At 55.7% G+C, this 19,346-nt stretch carries 11 protein-coding genes; 6 read left to right on the top strand and 5 right to left on the bottom strand.

Annotation, left to right across the window (positions count from 1 at the left end; genetic code table 11):
* Window positions 1-31: 31 nt before the first annotated feature.
* Window positions 32-1,030: a bifunctional DNA-formamidopyrimidine glycosylase/DNA-(apurinic or apyrimidinic site) lyase gene (mutM, locus tag HMPREF2625_RS09395; RefSeq protein WP_070524134.1), complete on the top strand. Its 999-nt coding sequence runs from the start codon at window positions 32-34 to the stop codon at window positions 1,028-1,030.
* 8 nt (window positions 1,031-1,038) lie between these two features.
* On the opposite strand, the gene HMPREF2625_RS09390 is transcribed toward mutM, so the two are convergent.
* The 3 genes from HMPREF2625_RS09390 to HMPREF2625_RS09380 form a co-directional block, all read right to left on the bottom strand.
* Complete coding sequence (locus HMPREF2625_RS09390; protein WP_070524132.1) at window positions 1,039-2,187, bottom strand: NAD-dependent epimerase/dehydratase family protein; 1,149 nt, start codon at window positions 2,185-2,187, stop codon at window positions 1,039-1,041.
* Between the two features lie 113 nt (window positions 2,188-2,300).
* Window positions 2,301-5,231, bottom strand: a complete 2,931-nt coding sequence (locus tag HMPREF2625_RS09385; RefSeq protein ID WP_070524130.1) for an alpha/beta fold hydrolase — start codon at window positions 5,229-5,231, stop codon at window positions 2,301-2,303.
* A gap of 133 nt (window positions 5,232-5,364) precedes the next feature.
* Window positions 5,365-6,438, bottom strand: coding sequence for a 3-oxoacyl-ACP synthase III (locus tag HMPREF2625_RS09380; RefSeq protein ID WP_070524128.1), 1,074 nt, complete (start codon window positions 6,436-6,438; stop codon window positions 5,365-5,367).
* A gap of 444 nt (window positions 6,439-6,882) precedes the next feature.
* Here HMPREF2625_RS09380 and smc point away from each other — a divergent pair, with 444 nt between their 5' ends.
* The gene (gene smc, locus HMPREF2625_RS09375; protein ID WP_070524126.1) at window positions 6,883-10,500 is read left to right on the top strand and encodes a chromosome segregation protein SMC; all 3,618 of its coding nucleotides are present in this window, start codon (window positions 6,883-6,885) and stop codon (window positions 10,498-10,500) included.
* An 83-nt stretch (window positions 10,501-10,583) separates the two neighbouring features.
* Here the strand turns inward: smc and HMPREF2625_RS09370 are convergent, their stop codons facing one another.
* Window positions 10,584-12,203, bottom strand: coding sequence for an MFS transporter (locus HMPREF2625_RS09370; RefSeq protein ID WP_246826771.1), 1,620 nt, complete (start codon window positions 12,201-12,203; stop codon window positions 10,584-10,586).
* 269 nt (window positions 12,204-12,472) lie between these two features.
* Between HMPREF2625_RS09370 and ftsY the strand changes: the two genes are divergently transcribed.
* Window positions 12,473-13,588 (top strand): signal recognition particle-docking protein FtsY, encoded by a 1,116-nt coding sequence (gene ftsY, locus HMPREF2625_RS09365; RefSeq protein ID WP_004004877.1) that lies wholly within the window; start codon window positions 12,473-12,475, stop codon window positions 13,586-13,588.
* 141 nt (window positions 13,589-13,729) lie between these two features.
* Here the strand turns inward: ftsY and HMPREF2625_RS09360 are convergent, their stop codons facing one another.
* Entirely contained in the window at window positions 13,730-14,179 is a 450-nt protein-coding gene (locus HMPREF2625_RS09360; RefSeq protein ID WP_070524124.1) for an NUDIX hydrolase, read from the bottom strand.
* A gap of 188 nt (window positions 14,180-14,367) precedes the next feature.
* Here HMPREF2625_RS09360 and ffh point away from each other — a divergent pair, with 188 nt between their 5' ends.
* The 3 genes from ffh (at window position 14,368) to HMPREF2625_RS09345 (ending at window position 19,310) form a co-directional block, all read left to right on the top strand.
* Window positions 14,368-15,954 (top strand): signal recognition particle protein, encoded by a 1,587-nt coding sequence (gene ffh / locus HMPREF2625_RS09355; RefSeq protein ID WP_013399233.1) that lies wholly within the window; start codon window positions 14,368-14,370, stop codon window positions 15,952-15,954.
* A 406-nt stretch (window positions 15,955-16,360) separates the two neighbouring features.
* Entirely contained in the window at window positions 16,361-18,772 is a 2,412-nt protein-coding gene (locus HMPREF2625_RS09350; protein ID WP_070524122.1) for a hypothetical protein, read from the top strand.
* Between the two features lie 52 nt (window positions 18,773-18,824).
* Window positions 18,825-19,310 (top strand): NUDIX domain-containing protein, encoded by a 486-nt coding sequence (locus HMPREF2625_RS09345; protein ID WP_048751484.1) that lies wholly within the window; start codon window positions 18,825-18,827, stop codon window positions 19,308-19,310.
* Window positions 19,311-19,346: the final 36 nt, after the last annotated feature.

Below are 19,346 nucleotides of genomic sequence, written 5' to 3'. Positions count from 1 at the left end.
GGCCGAGTTCATGACGCTGTGAAGGGGAGAGATGCCGGAGCTACCCGAGGTTGAGACTGTGCGTGAGGGTGTGCATCATCATGCTGTCGGTTGTGTAATCGAGAGGGTACGCATTCTCGATGAACGCTCTATTCGCCGCCATATCGGGGGTTCTGCGGATTTTACGATGCGTTTAGAAGGAACCCGTATTCGCGGGGCATATAGGCGCGGCAAGTATATGTGGCTCACGCTCTCTGCCTCTGATGACGAGCCTTCCCCGAAACCCGGTGACAGCGATGACACGTTACTGCCGTACGCGCTTGTTATTCATCTGGGGATGAGCGGGCAGCTACTCGTGAAGACTCCAGAATTCCCCGCTGAGAAGCACCTCAAAATCGTACTTGAACTCGAACCCGCCGATGGTGAGAGTACCAATAAAGCCACTGAATTACGGTTTGTCGACCAGCGTATCTTTGGTGGAATGTTCCTCTCGAATCTAGTTCCCGACATTCCTGCGGGCACTTCGCCCGCTGGTGCGGAAGAAATATCGGAAGAGTTCTTGGTTCCTGAAACTGTTGAGCATATTGGGCGTGACCCGGTAGATCCATCCTTTGATGTGGCAAAGATTCGCCGCATCATGCTACGCACTTCCAGCGGCATTAAACGCCTGCTTCTGGACCAGTCCGTGGTTTCTGGGATCGGGAATATTTATGCGGATGAGGCGCTCTGGCGTGCCAGAATACACTACGCAAAACCTGCAAAATCTCTCAGTGCCGCCCAAACCCGGGAGCTATTCGCCGCCGTACACCAGGTACTGACCGAAGCGCTCCATGCGGGCGGGACCAGTTTCGATGCGCTCTATGTGAACGTCAACGGACAATCCGGTTATTTTGACAGGTCCTTGAACGCTTACGGTCGCGCCGGAGAACCCTGTCGACGGTGCTTAGAGGCCGGGCGCACCAGCATTATTGTGCGTGAACCATTTATGAACCGTTCCTCATACCGCTGTCCGCACTGCCAACGCACCCCGCGCGGGCTAAAAATCAGCTAATGTTTTTCCTACACTGCTGAAGAGGAACGCGAATATTTATCCCCGTAAAAAAGACCCAGACGACGGTACCCCTCATCGATCGTAACGGCGGGCTCCCACTGTAAAAGTTCGCGGGTGAGCCTCTGATCGAACCAGTGCGCCGTTGAAAGCTGCTCCGCCAAAAATTCGGTCATGGGAGGCTCATCCCCGGCTGTTACCGACTTCGGCAGACGACCCCACACCTTTTCGATCAAACGCCCCGCAAAAGCCGCCGCTGGCGCGGGAACCGAGAAACGCGGCGCAGGAACCCCAACCGCCGTGCAGAAACCACTCAGTAACTCAGCAATCGTGCGGGGCTGGCCATTTGTGACCACCAGCGCGCGCCCGGCTATCGACTCTAGACGCTCATAACCGCGTACCAGCGCATCTGCCGCGTTATCAATATAGAGCGTATCGATCAGACCTGTGCCCCCGGAAAGTAGGGGCAGCCGCCCGGACCGAGCCCTATCTAGGATACGCTCCACCAACTGAGTATCGCCCGGTCCCCAAATCAGGTGCGGGCGTAACGCCCCCACGCGCATGGTAGAGCCCGAGGCGAGCTTTGTGCCGTTCGCCGCCAAAACCGCAAGCTCTGCCGTCGCCTTGGAACGAGCATAGTTTCCGCGAGCATGCTCGGGGGACGCCGCCCCGTTCCCCTCGCCGATGAGAGCCGTTCCGGCATGAGCAACCGAAGGAGAAGATACATACAAAAACTTAGAAATCGAACGCTCTATAGCGGCATCCAGAAGAGCCTGCGTGCCCACAATATTGGTACGCTCATAATCCTCCCAATCGCCCGAAACCGAGACTTTCGCAGCGGCATGCACAATGCCGTCCACTCCCACAAGAGCCTGCTCAATAACCTCAGCATTATTAAGAGAACCGCGAACCTGATCGAAACGAGGGCGTATCGTATCTGGCAGTAGCGCTGCAATACCCGCATCACTGCGCTGGAATACGCGCACATCATACCCGGCACGCAACAGCGCGATGGCGGTTTCACGACCGAGCATGCCGCTTGCACCGGTAATAAGCACACGTTCGCCGCTACGGGCAGCAAAATACGATTCATCGACGGGACGCAAAGACCGCGGCGCAGGGTCGGTATACCGAGCCGCTAAAGGAGCCGGGGTAGCCATAAAAGCCTCCAAAATTCAGGTTTCTCCTGATCTTCAAGAATCTACATGCGAAAACACAACGGGAGAACAGTATCAGGCAGATTCCCTGCGTCCTCTCACCGCTATCTTAAGAACTAAGCACCCTCAAGTACCTTTGAAGCCCACTCGCCAAGGGCAGACCTATCAATCTTCGAGTTATGGCGAATATCGGTCGGATGCTCCTTAATAACCAACACAGCCGCCAGCTCGATACCCGTATCATCCTGAACGCGCTCGCGGATCTGTCGGCTCAGCTCGAAGGGTGCCTGACCCTGCTTGAGTTTACGGTTGGCGGCCTCAATGACGAGCACGGGTGCTGCTGTGCCTGCAGGACCGACCGAGACCAGTGCGGCACGGCGAACCGCATCCAAGGTCTCAGCGGACTGCTCAGCGGCAACCGGGGTCAGCACACCTTGGGCAGTCAAAAGGACATGCGCTAAGCGACCCTCAACCCAGAGACGACCGGCAGCATCAAGATGTCCCACATCGCCGGTGTGATGCCAACCAGGGGTTGAAATCGATTGTTCTTCGGTCACCCAGAGGGTATCGTAACGGTCTTTTACATGGGGAGCCGATACCAAAATCTCACCGGTCACACCCGGTTCGTGAGTCATCTCCGAAGCCACGGTTCCATCCTCCTGCAAAGGAGCGATCGCCACCGCCGCACCATATACCGCGTGCCCTACACATACCCCGTCTCGTGCAAAAGGATCAAGAATATCGCCCTCGGCATTCGGGGTTCCCTCAGCTAGTGCCTGGCGAATCATATCCAAAGATACATCGGTAACCGGCAACCCCTCGGTCATGCCATAAGGGGTGTGCAGTGAGGCATGAGGCACCAGCTTCGAGAGTTCGTCAAGCAGGGGAACAGGAATAGGCGCCCCAGCCGACAGCACGGTGGTGACCTCCGCTAGGGCTGCGCGCTGCGAATCAGTGAGTTCGGAGGCGCTTGCCACCACGTTCACGAGTGCCGCAGGGGAGGCGAAGACGGTGGATGCGCCAATCGCCTCGGTTGCGGAGGCTAACGCGGTTGCGGTGAGCGTCTTGGGCTTGGTCACGTCCATCTTCGGGGTAACACTCGTAGCGCCCAGTGCCGGGCCTAGGAGTGCGAAGGGCGCGAATCCAGCTACCAGACCTGACCCGGACTTGAATCCGTAGGTGTTGACGATGGCATCGCGCATACCCGCCAGCTGGCGCTGGGTGTACACAACACCCTTTGCGGGGCCGGTTGAGCCGGAAGTGTATAGGACAGCGGCATCCGCATCCGGATCGGGGTCGGGGAACTCGATAACCGCAGGAGTGGCAATAGGGGCGCTGAGTGTGTTTTCGGATGTTTTAGAACGTGCCGAACGTTTATGAGCGGACTCAAAGACAGAACCTTCTACACCAAGCACCCGATCCTGGAACTTACCGAGCGGTTCTATGGAAATGCGGTGCCCGGGCCACAACAGGGATCGTGCGGCGGCGAGAGCGGCGGGAATGCCCACGATAAATTGCGGGTTGGCGCCCTTGAGCGCGCGCGTAAGACCCGTAAGCCCCAAACCGGTATCCGCCACCACAATAACCGCACCTAGTTTAAGGCACGCATAAATAAGCGTTGTCAGGCGTGACCCAGGTGGCACCATCAGATTCACACGGTCACCGGGACGTACCCCTAGGGCGTGCAGGCGCGCCGCCGCCGCATCCACATGCGTTGCGAGCTGCTGCCACGTAAGCTGTGCTGCAACCTGGGTGCCATCGCCTGCGGAGTCCATATCTACAATTGCGAGTGAGGTGTCCTGCGCGCGTTCGTTCAACGCCGCTATCATCGGGCGGAATTCTTCGTGTGCTTCTTCTTCGGAAGTTTTCAGATTCCGAATACGTTCGTCCAAAGCTCGCCGCGCCTCACGATGCTGTGCCTCTGCGTTGACCGGCTTCTCTAGATAACCCTCAACGAGCGTGCCGAAGTTCTGCCCCAGCCAAGCAAAGATAGGGGCGGCAATATCTTCATCTTCGGCAACTAGGTGCGATGCCTTTTCGTAGCGGTGCACCTTGGCCTGGGGAAAACGATCCATCAGATCGAAGAGGTAGCGCCGCTGAAAAACCGGGTCTTTAGTACCCCACTGGAAGAACGCGGGAACCTTCAAATCCCGAACACCTTCCGCAATGCGCACCATATGAGCGTATGAGGGTATATCGGTTCCCGTGGGAATATCGCCCACAAAATTGCGGATACCTTCGCGCCACGCCGGATGCACATAAGGCGCCCGGTAGGTGCGGCGAATCCCCTCGTGAAGTTTGCTGGGGTAAAGCGCACGCGGTTGGGATTCCTGTGGCCCGGCTAGAGCCCGTTCCGAAGAGCCTGGCTCACCTTCGGAGGGCACCCGGCCCTGGTTCTGTGCCAGCCCCAGAGTAACGTCTAGAAAAGCTGTAGAGTCTCGTGTACCCAGCTCGTGAACCCCCAAAGCTAGGCGCAGCGCCGCCGGGATGCGCTCAACACCATCGTGATATACAGCCGTGTTCGTGAGCATGACGCCTGAAAGAATATTTTGGTGTTCAATCGCCCAGCCCAGCGAGATTAAACCGCCCCAGTCATGGGCGAGGGTCACCACCGGTTTATCGGTTGTATCCAGCCCGAGTTCGCGGGTAAAATCGCTCAAGTCTGCTATGCGGTCTTCAAGCGAGCGCCGTTCATCCTCCAGATCGAGGTGAGTGCGTTCGGAGTACCCCATATCGAGCTGGTCGACAGCGATAACACGCCACGGTGCTGTACTGTTCACGCCGGCATCGAGTACGGTACGCCACAGATACGACCAGGTGGGGTTGCCGTGTACGCACAGGATCGTGCCGATAGGGTCAAGCCCATGTTCCTGAAGCGCTGGTGTGTTGTCGAGGTAATGCCACCGTCGTGCCTGCGCCTGGGCGGCCCGCACCTCAATCGGGGCGGTGGTAGGTACCTCAAGCATGTGCGAGTAGCGAGGATCAACGCCCGTCCACTCGTGTGGGTTATATGGTGGTTGGGTCTTCGGGAAGTTAAGGTGGCGCATATACTGTCCTTGCTGTTGCGACGGCTCGTCGCCGGTGATATTCAGAGTACCTTGGCGTGGGGCTATGTACCGATACAGTGAGGAGCCCCGCACCTGCCGAGGCTCCCACGCGATGAGACGATACTAATTCACATTACCAGTCGATTTCCATGAGCGCAGTATTCAAACCGGAACCCACACCCATGCATAGAATACGGTCACCTTTTTTATAGGTAGGGGCGCATTCCGCAAGAGTCATGGGCAGTGCCGCTGCCGCTACGTTACCCCAAACGGGGAAAGTCAGCGGAATACGGTCGCGTTTAATTCCTACGGCTTCGATAATAGCGTTGGTGTGAGCATTAGAAATCTGGTGAGTCACATAGGAATCCATATCGGTCCACTCCCAGCCGTCCTCATGAGCTTGTTCCCAAGCCTGAGCTACCAGCTGCAGACCATGCTCAAGAAGACCAGCGGCATCAGTATTCATGCCCTGATCAGCTTCACCGCCAATGCACAGATTACGATGCTCAGTTCCCGCACGCGATACTGAACCGATGATGCGGTGCCCTTCGGGATGCGCATCTGCCTTCCCGAGTACCGCTGCCGCCGCACCCGAGCCGAGGGTGAGGGTAGCAAACTGGGCGAGCACATCCTCACGAGATGTATGAGGCTGGCTCAAAATCCGCAGGGCGGTACGATGCCATGGGGAAGGATCTTCACCGGCAACAACGAGAGCGTAGTCAATAGCACCGGAATCGATCATCGTAGACGCCACAGTCATAGCGTTTACAAACCCTAGGCAGGCGTTCGTAATATCGAAGTTTAGGGCGTGACGAGGCAGATTAAGGCGGTCATGAATACCCACAGATACTGCGGGTTCAAAATTATCGCGGGTTACAGAAGCATTAATGAGCAGCCCCACTTGGTCCCGGTCAACCTTCGCAGCTTGAAGCGCTTTCTCTGCTGCAGCAACGGCACCATCTTCAAAAGTTTGGCCCTCAGCCCAGCCACGACGTTCGCTAATACCCGCCAGACGCTCCAGTAACCCCTTAGGCATCTTCAGACGCTTATAGGTGTTGGACAATTGTTCGTCAAAATATGAGCTTGTAACTACACGGGGAGGAAGTTCATGCGCGATAGAAAGTAAAGCAGCGTTACAATGCCGGATATCAGAATTTACGCCGGGCTTATCTGCGTCAGAAGTCGCGGCTGCAGTGTGTTCGGACAATCTGTATGACCTTTACGGGGAGGTACGTCTATGATGGGTACAACGAAGAAATAGCGGAGGCGCTGGTACGCTCCCCGCATCGTCGACTTAGTTAAATCTACCGTACCCGCGCCCTAAAATCCGAAATTCCGCATTCATGACTCCGTGCGCCGCATGGCAGACATCCCTAGAATATCAAGGCGTAAAGTTATTGTGCAGCCCTTGGCGGCTTCGAGATACGGAATATTAGTTCACCTATCGCTTAAGACCTTCAACTGGAAGCCGACGCTTCCCGGCAGTTCAGGATGCAAACTTTCCTAAAGCCGGGCAACGTCCGTTGTGCGTCCTTAAAATCTGGATAAGCTCGTTTCATGCCCGGAACGCTGATGATGCATCTGAGTACAATAGAACTACTCTGCGCCTGCTAAAACCCCGGCGCGGTTTCCACCCGATGAAAGGCAATCCGTGCACCTGACTTCGCTCACCCTACGCGGCTTCAAGTCTTTCGCATCGTCCACCACATTTGAATTCGCACCCGGCATTAACGCTGTGGTAGGACCTAACGGCTCGGGAAAATCAAATATTATGGATGCGCTCGCCTGGGTTATGGGGGGGCAGGGGGCAAAAACTCTGCGCGGTGGCTCCATGCAGGATGTTATTTTTGCGGGTTCTGGTACGAGTGGAGCCGAAAACGGCGGAAAATCCCAATTAGGGCGTGCCCAAGTTGTTTTGCGCCTAGATAATACAGATGGTGCGCTGTCGATACCCGCCGACACTGTCGAAATCTCACGTACTATGTTCCGTGCCGGTGGCAGCGAATATGAGATTAATGGGTCGCCTGCTCGTCTGGCCGATGTGCATGATATTCTCGCGGAAGCTGGAATGGGGCGTGAGATGCACGTGCTTATCGGACAGGGTCAGCTCGATAAAATTTTGCATGCCTCTGCCGCCGAACGCCGCGAAATTATGGAAGAGGCCGCCGGAATCCTAAAATACCGCCGCCGCCAGGATAAAACCGCCCGCAAACTTGAGGCCATGAGCGCTAATCTGACCCGCCTGAACGACTTGGCTGCCGAGCTCAGCAACCAGTTGGAACCGCTTGGGGATCAAGCAGAGTCTGCGGCAACCGCGCGTGAACTGCAAGCACGCATCCGCGAACTGCACGGCATACTAATCGCCCGAGAAACCCATGCGCTCAACGCCCAAGTACAGGAACAGACCCGGCGACTTAGCGATACGAGTGAGCAGGCGCATGAACTCGATGAAAGCCGCGAAAAAATACGGACGCGGCGAAAAACCCTCGACGAGAACCTTGAATCAGCCCGCCGCGAGCAGACGGAGGCGAACGCTCATCTAGCGCGCATCCGCGAGCTTGTGGCACGGGTTAACGCGGTAATCGCGGTAGCGGCTGAGCGTGCCCAAGCGGAAGAAAACGCTCCTGCCCTTGAAGACTATCGGCAGGAAGTTGAGCGCTGTGCACAACGCCTTGCAGAGGATGAAAAAAATCGTGACAGCGCGGCTGTTGAGCACGAAAAAGCGCAGACGGAGGCTCAGGAGTCTGAACGTCGAGTACAGGAACTTACAAGCGCTCTCGCCACATTGGAAAACACTCGTGCTAAACGCGAGGTTGAGCGTGACCGCGCTAGGAAACGCCGTGCCGAACTTGCTGAAGCTACCGCCGTGGCACGCGCCACCTATGAACGCGCTTGTGCCGTGGAAGAGACCCGCCGTGCTGAACACGAAGACTTGACCGCCGAATCTGCGCGTATGGCTAAGACCGTAGCGCACTCAGAGGCTGCCCTGCAGACGGCGGCAGCGGAAGAAGAAACTCACCAGCGAGATCTCACCGCCGCCGCTAGCGTACGAACTAAAGCCGAAGAAACCCGTGAGAAGGTTCGTGCCCAGGTACTAGAGGCCTCCCAAACATATGCTGGTGCCCATGAACGTGCCGCAACTCTGCGAGAAGCCCTTGGGCAAAGTCTAGAGATAACCGACAATCTCTCGGAAGTACATCTTGATCAGCTCGTGCGTGTTTTTGAGGTTCTTACCATCGAGAAAGGCTGGGAGCGCGCCGCTTCCGCCGCACTGGCTGCTTTTGCATCGGCAGCAATCAACGCCCCGCAAGACACCCATATTTCTCGTCTTATCTTTGACGTTGGGAAGAAGACAGCAAAGACTAAGAAGACATCTCGAAAGACAGAAGAATCAGCGGAAAAAACTCTGGACCTTCCAGATGTACCAGATGCCGTAGCGGCGCTTACAGTCATTACTCCTGCCACAGACTCGGCAGAGAATCTACTCGATCAACCCGCCCGCACAGCTCTTAACGCGGCACTCTACGCACGCCTGCACGGAGTTTACTTCGTACAGGATGCGCCCGCAGCTGCCTTAGCACTTACCGCCGGCGCTCAGCGTGTTTACGACATACAGGGAATCGAATACACCGCCTTCAGTGTTCTGCACCCAGCACACGAACAGAGCACTCTCGAACTTGCCGCCGCCGCGCAGACCGCCCGTGACGATGCCGAAAAAGCTCTAGAAAAACTCAACCGTGTCAAGAAAAAACTTACGGCCGCCGAACGCGCTCTCACCGATGCAATCGAGACAGAACGCAGCACCGCCAAACTCCTAGGCGAATCCCGTGCCGCCCGCGCCCGCGCCGAGGCGGAGCATGCACGTATCCTAAGTCGATCCGAAAGTCTGCATGCCGAGATCGCGCGCGCTGCCGAAAAACTGCACCATGCCGCAGATGAAGCACAGGAACTTCAGAGCGCATACCAACAGACATGCGACGAGCTGACCGCCCATGAAGAAGCTCGTATGACGCATAGGACCATGGGGGGTGCAGAGGCCGAAGCCAACGGTACCCCGGATAACCCCGCCGATCTCGAAGGCTCTCTCGCGCAGGCACGCAAAACACTGCATGAGGCAGAACAGCACCATGCCCGCATCCAGGCCGAAGCTGCACAACGAGCCGCCGAAATGCATGCTGCAGAAGCCTCAATGGAACGCACCCGGGAGGCTTATAGCCGTGCAGAACGTGCTCTCACCGCAGCGCAGGCAGCGCGCGAGCAAGCGCATCGCCTAGCTACCGCAGCACGGTCACAACAGCGCCAAGCTCATGCGCTAGCTGATGCTCTAGCCACTGAAGCAGAAACCTGGAAAAATCATTTTGACGAAATCGCTCATAGCATGAGCAAAACCGCCGAACAACGTGCCGAAACCTACACCGAAGAACAAGACCTTGCGACAGCCCATCAAGCAGCCCTCGCCCTCATCTCGCGCGCCGAAACCGAACTCGCACGCCTCGAAACCCGTCGTGAAACTCTGGCAGAACGCTCACGGCTTCTGACCCATCTGCCTCTCGACGAAATTCTGCAGACGCACCCCATCCCTGACGAAAACGCCGAAGATTATGTACCCACCGAGACCATTCAAACACGGCTTGCCGCCACCGAACGCGAACTCGAAAAACTCGGCAAAATCAACCCCCTCGCCCTCGAAGAATACGAAGCGCTCACCGAACGACACACCTACCTGCGGGAACAAATCGCTGACCTCAAAAAATCTCGCGGCGATGTCATGACCGTCATGGACGAAGTCACCACCCACATCGCTGAAGTTTTCACGCAGGCATTCAACACCGTAAACGAGCACTATGAACGTATCTTCGGCATACTTTTCCCCGGAGGCGAGGGACGCCTGGAACTCTCCGACCCTGACGATATTCTTAACTCAGGCGTAGATATTTATGCCCGTCCGGCTGGCAAAAAAGTCAAACGTCTCTCGCTTCTTTCCGGAGGGGAACGATCGCTCGCATCCCTGGCGCTGTTAATCGCCATCTTTATGGCAAGCCCCTCACCGTTCTACGCCCTTGACGAGGTAGAAGCAGCCCTTGACGACCGCAACCTAGGGCGAGTCCTCACAGTACTGCAAGAACTAGGGGAGCGCTCGCAGCTCATCGTGGTCACCCACCAAAAACGCACGATGCAGATTGCACAAACCCTTTACGGCGTTTCGATGCGCAACGGCGTTTCGACTGTAATCTCACAAAATATGGATGAGCTGCGCGAACTTCTCTAACGTTTTCTAGGCGCAAAATAAAATGCTGTGGGCTAAGAACGCTCGAAGGTGTTCTTAGCCCACAGCATTTTGTGAATGTTCCCCTACCTTCCGGTATAGTTCTCATCCGCCAGTTCACTGGGCCAGCGTGGAGTACGGAATGGCAGCCAGGTGAGTGAAGCTGCCAGGAGCAAACCTCCGCAGAGCATGAATGCAGGTGTGAAGCCCCACGTATCGGCGACAGCACCGGCGAGAAGCGGGCCCAGAATCATGCCGAAGTCACTATGCATTTGGAAGGTTGCAAGTACGGGTGCGCCATCGCGTTTGCTGCCGATCACATCGGCAACAGAGGCTTGCAGCGAGGGCGTGATCAGTGCGGCACCAGCACCCATACCCACGATGAGAGCCACAAGCATCCAAGGCGCCGAAGAAATACCAATAGTCGAAATGGCGGTTCCGGCAATAAGCAAACCGATAAAAATCATGATGCGCCGCCCCAAGTTGTCTGATAGATGCCCCGAAACGGTTTGGGTAAGAGCATTTGCTAACGAACCGACCGCCATCACCGTAGAGGCAAGGACGGTTCCCTCCGGTGCCCTAGACGCATCGCCGCCCGTCGCCAAATACGCCGCGAGCAGAGGAATCAGAGAAGACTGTATGCCTAAAACCGCCCAGCCAATCGTAAAGTTCGTGAAAAGCGCCGAGCGGTAGTTCGTAAATTTGAGTGCTTGCCGAACGGTCATCGTGGCTGGCATAGGGGTTTTCTGCCGGGGTGATTCCTTGCCCGAAGCTGGTACATCGGTTGTAGAAGCATCGTTAGTATCGGGCTCGTTTGCATCGGGGGAGGCGTTGGAGCCAGTATCATGCTGGGTGGGAAGGCTGTATGCCTCACGTTCGGCATCGATCTGATCAGCAGGAGGCATCATGAACCAGACGATAGCCCCAGCTACTAGCAGCGAGCAGCCGTAGAGGGCGAATGGCAGGCGCATTCCCAAGCCGCTGAGTGCACCGCCGACGACCGGCCCCATAATGTTCCCGAGTAGGAATGCGGTAGCGTAGTATCCCGAAACCCGCCCGCGCATATGCGAAGGTGCTGAACGCACCAGAAGACCCATCGCAGAAACCGTGAACATGACTGAACCGATACCCGCGAATGCGCGCGAAGCGAGCAGCACCCAGTAATCCCAGGCAGCGGCATTTACGAAGGATGAAACCGCCACAATAATCATGCCGCAGGTGTAGATTGGGCGCTCACCAAACCGTGAGATGAGCTTGCCCGCACCCGGTGCGAAGACTAACCGCATGGCCGCCAATGCCGAGACCACAATCGTTGTTGCCGCTACTCCCACGTTAAAGCTACGCGCAAAACTGGGGAGTACAGGTGCTACGAGTCCGTACCCGAGCGCGATCATAAAAGATGCGGCAATGAGTACCTTCAACCCGGTAGGAATACGAGTTTTTGCAGGTGTTTCAGGCGGCGTACTTTCAGCTTCGTCAGCCTTCGTGAGCTGGATGCGCCTGCCGCTCTCATCCTCAATAGTTGCGGATGCGATGGCATCCGCACCGGGGCTGACGATAGGGATCGCACCGGTTGCTGCACTCATGTAGTCCGGTGTGCATTGCTGCGTGCTGCCGGTATTGGAAGGTTCGTTCTTCCCGGTATCCTGCTGAGTTTCTGCGGGGGAGGAGCCTCGGGACTGTGCGTTGTGTTCGTGCGGAGTCATAACTTTTTCTGAGTATTTGGCGGTAGAACCACCCTGGCGGCGAAGCTGCCGTGCGTGTTGGTTAGAGGGAGCGCATCATCTCGTCTGATGCCGCTTGCTCTCACTAGTCTACTCCTCTTAAGAATTGTGGGTCGGGAGCATTGAGGATATTCCTCGCCTACCGCGAAACGCCTGAGCGAAGAGTCATTTTATGCGGAAGCGCACGCTATGGAATTGTTTTTCCTGCGCAGTCCCCTTTTCATCTTCATACCAGCCGGTAAGCTAGTAGTGTGAATGAATCAATGTGGATAATCCTGGCAGTTGTGCTGGGTGTATTAGTGATTGCTGGCGTTATTTTCGCCTTTACACGCGGTGCTAAAGCGCCGCGTGGCGGGTATCCGAGCACACGTGATGCTGATGATACGCAGGCGGAAGACACATCGGAAGAGACCGAGCAACCAGCCTCCCGTTACGATATTCCTGATCCTTCGGCGGGGCGTCTGGTGCGTCTGCGTGCCCGTTTGGCGCGGTCGAACAACATGCTGGGCAAGGGGCTTTTGGCTCTGCTCTCACGAGATCGCATCGATCAGGATGTCTGGGATGAGGTCGAAGAGACTCTGCTCATGGCTGATTTGGGGGCTGAGCCGACCACGCGCCTAGTGGAGGCACTTCAGAAGCGGGTGCGTGTGGAGGGAACCGATAATCCCGCCGCCGTGAAGAAGATGCTTCATGAAGAGCTTCTTGAGATTATCGGTCCCACAATGGATCGTGAGTTAAAGACCGAGGGCACCGACGGTAATCCCGGCGTGGTGCTTGTGGTCGGCGTGAACGGGGTAGGGAAGACCACGACGGTCGGTAAGATCGCCCGCGTGATGGTTGCGGACGGAAATTCGCTTCTGCTGGGCGCGGCTGATACCTTCCGCGCTGCGGCTTCCGAACAGCTGACGACCTGGGGCGACCGTGTGGGCGTGAAGACCGTGCGCAGCGAGAAGGAAGGTGCTGATCCTGCCTCTGTTGCCTTCGACGCGGTAAAGACCGCTAAGGCTGAGGGTATCGGCACGGTGCTGGTAGATACCGCGGGTCGCTTGCAGAATAAGGCCGGTCTGATGGATCAGCTCGGCAAGATTAAACGCGTGATCGAAAAGGAAGCCCCCGTGACCGAGGTGCTTTTGGTGATTGACGCGACAACCGGGCAGAACGGTATGGTGCAGGCGAAGGTCTTCGGCGAAATCGTGGATGTGACCGGTATTGTGCTCACCAAGCTCGACGGTACCGCAAAGGGCGGCATCGTGGTGGCTATTCAGGAAGAATTGGGTGTTCCCGTCAAGCTCGTGGGACTCGGCGAAGGTCCAGACGATCTGGCGCCCTTCGATCCCGAAGGCTTCGTGGATGCGCTTCTCGACTAGCTCCTGAACCCTGCTCTCGTGCATCGGGCATTTTAGCGGGGCACATAATGAGGCGATATTTCCGGGAGTGTTTTCTTCATCTTAAATTGCTTCCAGATGAAGAAAACACTCCCGGTTCGTGCATTCACTCGCCAGAACACTCTATTCATAGGTTGCCAGGTGCTTGAGTTTTCCGTTCCACTGCGGCAGTTCGTGCACGAGAAACTCTGGTTTGAGCGGATAATCCGCCAGGGAATCGAGCGGTAGCCAGACACAGGGGTAGCGATGCTCCTCTTCGCAGGTGGTTATCGGAACCGCTTCAGAATCAACCTCCACGAGGTAGTGAAATTCAATGCGGTGGTTCGGTATACCGTGCACTGTGAAAAGGTGCTCTCCTACGAACGCAAGCTGCCGAACCGTGCAGTCGATGCCTAGTTCTTCGCGTACTTCGCGACGCACCGCATCCGCGCTGTGCTCACCAACTTGTACAGCGCCGCCGGGCACAAAATATTTGCCGTCGTGACTGTAGGTCAAGAGCTTACCGGCGTGTATGATCAGTGCCGAAGCTCGCACACCGTACTGATATCCTGCAGCTGTCGTTCGAAAATCCATACCTTTATTATCTAACTGCGTATTGTATACAGTTTCGCCAAACGCTCATTGGAGGGTGTCATCGACAGTAGATCTTGGCACATCCTGTATCCTTGGAGATTGAGTAAGCATCTTAAAAATGGGCGACCATCTTGGGTTCAAGCTGGGTGCAGTCCGTTTCCTCGACGATAAGAAAGTGATCACGGCTCGTGTTCAATTCTCTCTCTGACCGTTTGACGGCAACCTTTAAAAACCTGCGTGGCAAGGGCCGCCTCTCTGAGGCAGACATTGACGCAACCGTCCGCGAAATTCGCCGCGCTCTGCTGGATGCGGATGTCGCCGTGCCTGTTGTCCGTGAATTCGCCGCACATATTAAAGAGCGTGCCCTCGGTGCTGAGGTCTCAGAGGCACTCAACCCTTCACAGCAGATCGTCAAGATTGTAAACGAAGAGCTTATTACCATTCTGGGCGGGCAGACTCGCCGCATTAACATGGCTAAGACCGGTCCCACCATTATTATGCTGGCTGGTCTGCAGGGCGCCGGTAAAACCACGCTGGCGGGTAAACTCGCGAAGTGGCTCAAGGGGCAGGGGCATACCCCCATCCTGGTGGCATCTGACTTGCAGCGCCCAAACGCGGTAACCCAGCTGAAGGTTGTGGGCGAGCGCGCGGGCGTACCCGTTTTCGCGCCCCACCCGGGCGTGACCAGTGAATTTGATACCCCTACTGGCGATCCTGTGCAGGTTGCACGAGATGGCGTTGCTGAAGCGCGTGCGAAGCTCCATGACGTGGTGATCGTTGATACTGCAGGCCGTTTGGGTGTGGATGCTGAACTCATGCAGCAGGCGCGTAATATCCGCGATGCTATTGAGCCTCAAGAAGTCCTGTTCGTAATCGACGCGATGATTGGTCAGGACGCCGTGAATACCGCAAATGCCTTCAACGAGGGTGTGGACTTTACCGGCGTAGTGCTCTCTAAACTTGATGGTGACGCCCGTGGTGGTGCGGCTCTTTCCGTTGCTTCGGTTACCGGCAAACCGATTATGTTCGCATCCACGGGTGAGAACGTGGATGATTTCGAGCAATTCCACCCCGACCGTATGGCCAGCCGCATTCTGGATATGGGCGATGTGCTCACCCTGATCGAGCAGGCAGAGGCCACGTGGGATAAGGCAGAAGCCGACCGCATGGCCAAGAAATTCATTGATCAGGAAGATTTCACCTTTGATGATTTCTTGGCGCAGATGCAGCAGATTCGCAAGCTGGGTTCCATGAAGAAACTTCTCATGATGATGCCCGGTGCCGCCCAGATGCGCCAGCAGCTAGAGTCTTTTGACGAACGTGAAATTGACCGCGTTGAAGCTATTGTACGTTCGATGACCCCGCATGAACGTGTGGCACCGAAGATCATTAACGGCTCACGCCGTGCGCGTATCGCGAAAGGTTCGGGCGTGACTGTTTCTGAGGTGAATCAGCTCATGGAGCGTTTTGCTCAGGCACAGAAGATGATGAAGAAGCTTGCCACCGGCAAGATGTCTGGTATGCCCGGCGGCATGCAGATGCCCGGTATGGCCGCGGCTGGCGGAAGTAACCGTAAAAAGAATAAGAAAAATAATAACAAGAAGAAGGCGGGTCGCTCAGGCAACCCCATGAAGCGTAAGCAGCAAGAGGCAGAGGCACTTGCCGCTCAGAAGGCACGCCAGGGTGCGGCTTTCGGGCAGCAGGCGCAGCAGCAAGAAGATCTTGATCTTTCGAAGATGAATCTGCCGAAGGGCTTTGAGAAGTTCCTACAGTAGAGAGACTGTGAAATGGTGTTCGCGGTGTTCTGGCGGCTTTATGAAAGAGCCGTCAAACATCGTGAACGTTGTTTGACAAGAATTTACCGGTGTATGAAGACGACTCACTCCGTATTCACACATCATGAAGACATACGCGTTACTCTGGTATAGAGGATTCGATAATACCGCGCCTATGACACACACCATCAGGTCACGTGCTGCAGGCTGAAAACCTGCATGAGAAAACGGATCCGATTGATAGGCGTGGAATGCAGATCTCTACAGTGTGCATCCGATGATTCGTAACGCCGTTTCTCACCGGCGATGCCCTAAAAGCGAACTGCGCCTACAAATTAGCAGAAGGCTTTACGGTGTTAGTAGCGGGGCAGATGAGGCAAACGGCAGAACGCTATTAAGGGGAAGAATGCAGAACAACGAGCAACATCACCGAGAATCAGCGCAGGGCGGCGCTGAACAGAACGGTCGTGAGCGCCATGAAACTGCCAACCCTTGGACTTACACCAAGCCGGAGGCATCTGCCAGTCAAAATGGCCCCATCCCGGACTATTTATGGGTTCGCCTGTCTTTAGAGTATGGTGAAAACACCCCCGACATCGCCGGTTCTAAAGTGGTCTATTCCAGTGACTCTAGTGATGATGCTGATCCTGAAACTGCGGATGTTGCGAGCGCTATTATTGACCTGATCCGGCGGGCGAAACAACTTCATGAGGATAAAGAACACCGTATTGATCCGCGTGAAGTAGATGATGTTGCCGCCTCACTAGCCCATGATGATCTGACGGTCGAAGAACTTAACCAGATGTGGCAGGATACTCCGGCTCCCCAAGATCCGGATAACTCCGAGGAAAACGGCGAACATTATTCGGCTCCTCAGCATGACCATGCGGGTTCTCCCGAAGAAATCTTTGATGTGACTTTTTCTGACGTTGAGGATGAGAACCTGCACCGTCGCCGCATGTTGGCGCGCGCCGCCAGCGATCATGATGTGATTCAGGCTCTTATAGAGCTGACTCGGGAACGACCCGAACTTATCGCCTATGAGATGGGCGAGCGTGAAGTTCAGATATATGTTTTGTGTTCGCTTAATCCCGCAGGTTACCTGAACGTTTTGCATGTGGCACACGGACAGATTCGCAAGGGTGAACCCTTGGAAGAATACGTTGAGTGGCTTCTTGAACGAATGCCAGTAACCGGTATTGCTCTTGAAGAAGAACCAGGGATGTGGGTACCGGTACCGCATGATGTTTACCAGATCGAATTTTTAGTTGATGGCGATGCTGCGGCGCTTCTAGATATTAACCTGGACGCACTCACCAGCATGCTCCTCACCCAGCCGGAACGCCAGATTGTCGCAGCCCCGGCAGGAACATGGACGATTATTAGTGGCGATCCGCATGACATTTTGGCTGTTATCGCCGAAGCAAAGTGTCACGCCTTGATTGCGGAGGGGAATGCGCATCAACAGCATCTCATCTTTATGGAGGCCCCTCAAGAGCTAGAGCAGAACGAGAACGCACCTGCCTGGATGTTGGGCGAGCCGGAGGAGAAGGACTCGACCATTCTGGAGTTCTTCTGGCAGTCTGTTCCGAAGACCCTCACACGAACTATGACTCGTGAACATTGCGATTCTTATGAGGGTTCTTTGGAAGATATTCTGACGAGTCTGCCAGGTTTGCCGCCCGAGCCTTTTGGTCTGGACCAAGACGAGCTTACTCGCTCTATTGTTGAGCTTTCCCTGCTTTTCGGCGTTCCTTCTGGAACTTCTGCGGGAAGGCGCCTTGAAAGCTATCTGCGAGATACGAAGAACACTCTTGCTCTCGAATCGGTGCTTCAGCTATTGCATGTTCCCGTTGAGCTGGCAGCGGTACCGACGGAAGGTCTTGAGATCGGTGCGATTGGGACCGCTCGTGTGTTCGGCGAAGACCCTGCTGAACTGCTGGCGGCACCTCATGACGAAAGTTCGTCTCAAGCAGACATGGATCCGGCACAGAGTGACGATAACTCACTGTCTGCGCATTACCAGTCCGATAAACTTCCTGATATAGAGGCTTTAAAACGTAGCTATCGTCTGGTAGCTACAAACCGCCGTGTGACTCTTGCGGAGTGGCTTGCTGCGTCTCAAAGCGGCGAGATTCCTTACGAATATACTCATGTGGGTACCACCAAACAACGTGATAATCAGCAGAACGAGTCTTTGGTGAAAAAGCCTTCCTCAAGTCCGCGTGTGGATGCGTATAGTCCTAGCGGTGCATCAGGCAAAGCGGTCGTTGAGACGAACTCTTCAACGCATACAGTTCAGCCCGCACACTCGGAATCGCCTGGTGAGACTTCTGCTGGAAAAGATCCCAAAAATCGTTTGCTTACCCGTGTTTTTCGGGTGGACGGTACCGCGCAGTTGGGGCTGGCAACCGTGTTTTGGACTGTTGCGCGCCGCAAAAAAGCGCAGGGTAAGAGCGCCCCAATTTTGACAGCTCTGAGCACTGTTCTCGCGGCTGGCGGCACGAGTGAGATTCTCTTAGCGCCTCGTCTCGCTCGGCTTGCTGGCGAGAAACTTGATGAGCATCGCAGTAAAGAAGCTTCAGACGCTCCCGTAAACGCGGAGCTCGTGCGCCGGGGCGATAACCCGCAGGGCGCATCGTCGGAGGGGCTGCACCGGCGAACCTTGGTTGATGACCTGCGTGACGGCATCTACGTGGAAGCTCCGCGTAAGTCCCGCAAAGCCTGCTCGCAGGCCGCGAGTTCCACGTCAGATACTTCGTCCGCCACAGAGCTGGGGGAGAGGGTACGTCGTACCGTCCGTAAGTTCTTCTCTTAAAACCTTCAACGCTTGCAAGAACCATGCTTAAGTACAGACGAAAGCGGAATCTATGAAAGATACATATTTAAGCCATGAGGAACTGGTAGCTTTTATTGCAACACTTCCAACACGTCGACTTGCCGCCGGAGCGCTTATTCGCAATGAAGAAGGCGAACTACTTGTGGTGAAGCCGAACTACAAGGACGGCTGGATTCTTCCGGGCGGAACTGTAGAGGCGGGCGAGGCACCGAAAACAGGATGCTTCCGTGAGGTTCAGGAAGAGCTAGGGCTTACCCTGACTCCGGGTCGTTTGGTGGCTATTTTCCATGGGCTCGCATTAGGTGTCTGGGGCGACTCCACATATTACATGTACGATGCGGGCGTTATTCCGCGTGACACCCCCATTACTTTGCAGAATGATGAACTGGTGACCTATGAGTGGGTGGCCGGTGAAAACTTGGGCGATTATGTGCGCCCGGCGATGGTGAGGCGGCTGCAAGAAGCCTTGAAAGCCCTCGAAACCGGCGAAGTTCTTGAGATAAGCTCCGACGATTAACGCTATAACAGCGACATATGCCCGAAAACGCGAGGA

Origin of the sequence: Rothia sp. HMSC064D08, assembly GCF_001809525.1 — a bacterium.
Taxonomy (GTDB): Bacteria; Actinomycetota; Actinomycetes; order Actinomycetales; family Micrococcaceae; genus Rothia; species Rothia dentocariosa.
The sequence above is the reverse complement of the archived record's forward strand: the minus strand, read 5'-3'. Positions and strand labels throughout refer to the sequence as shown.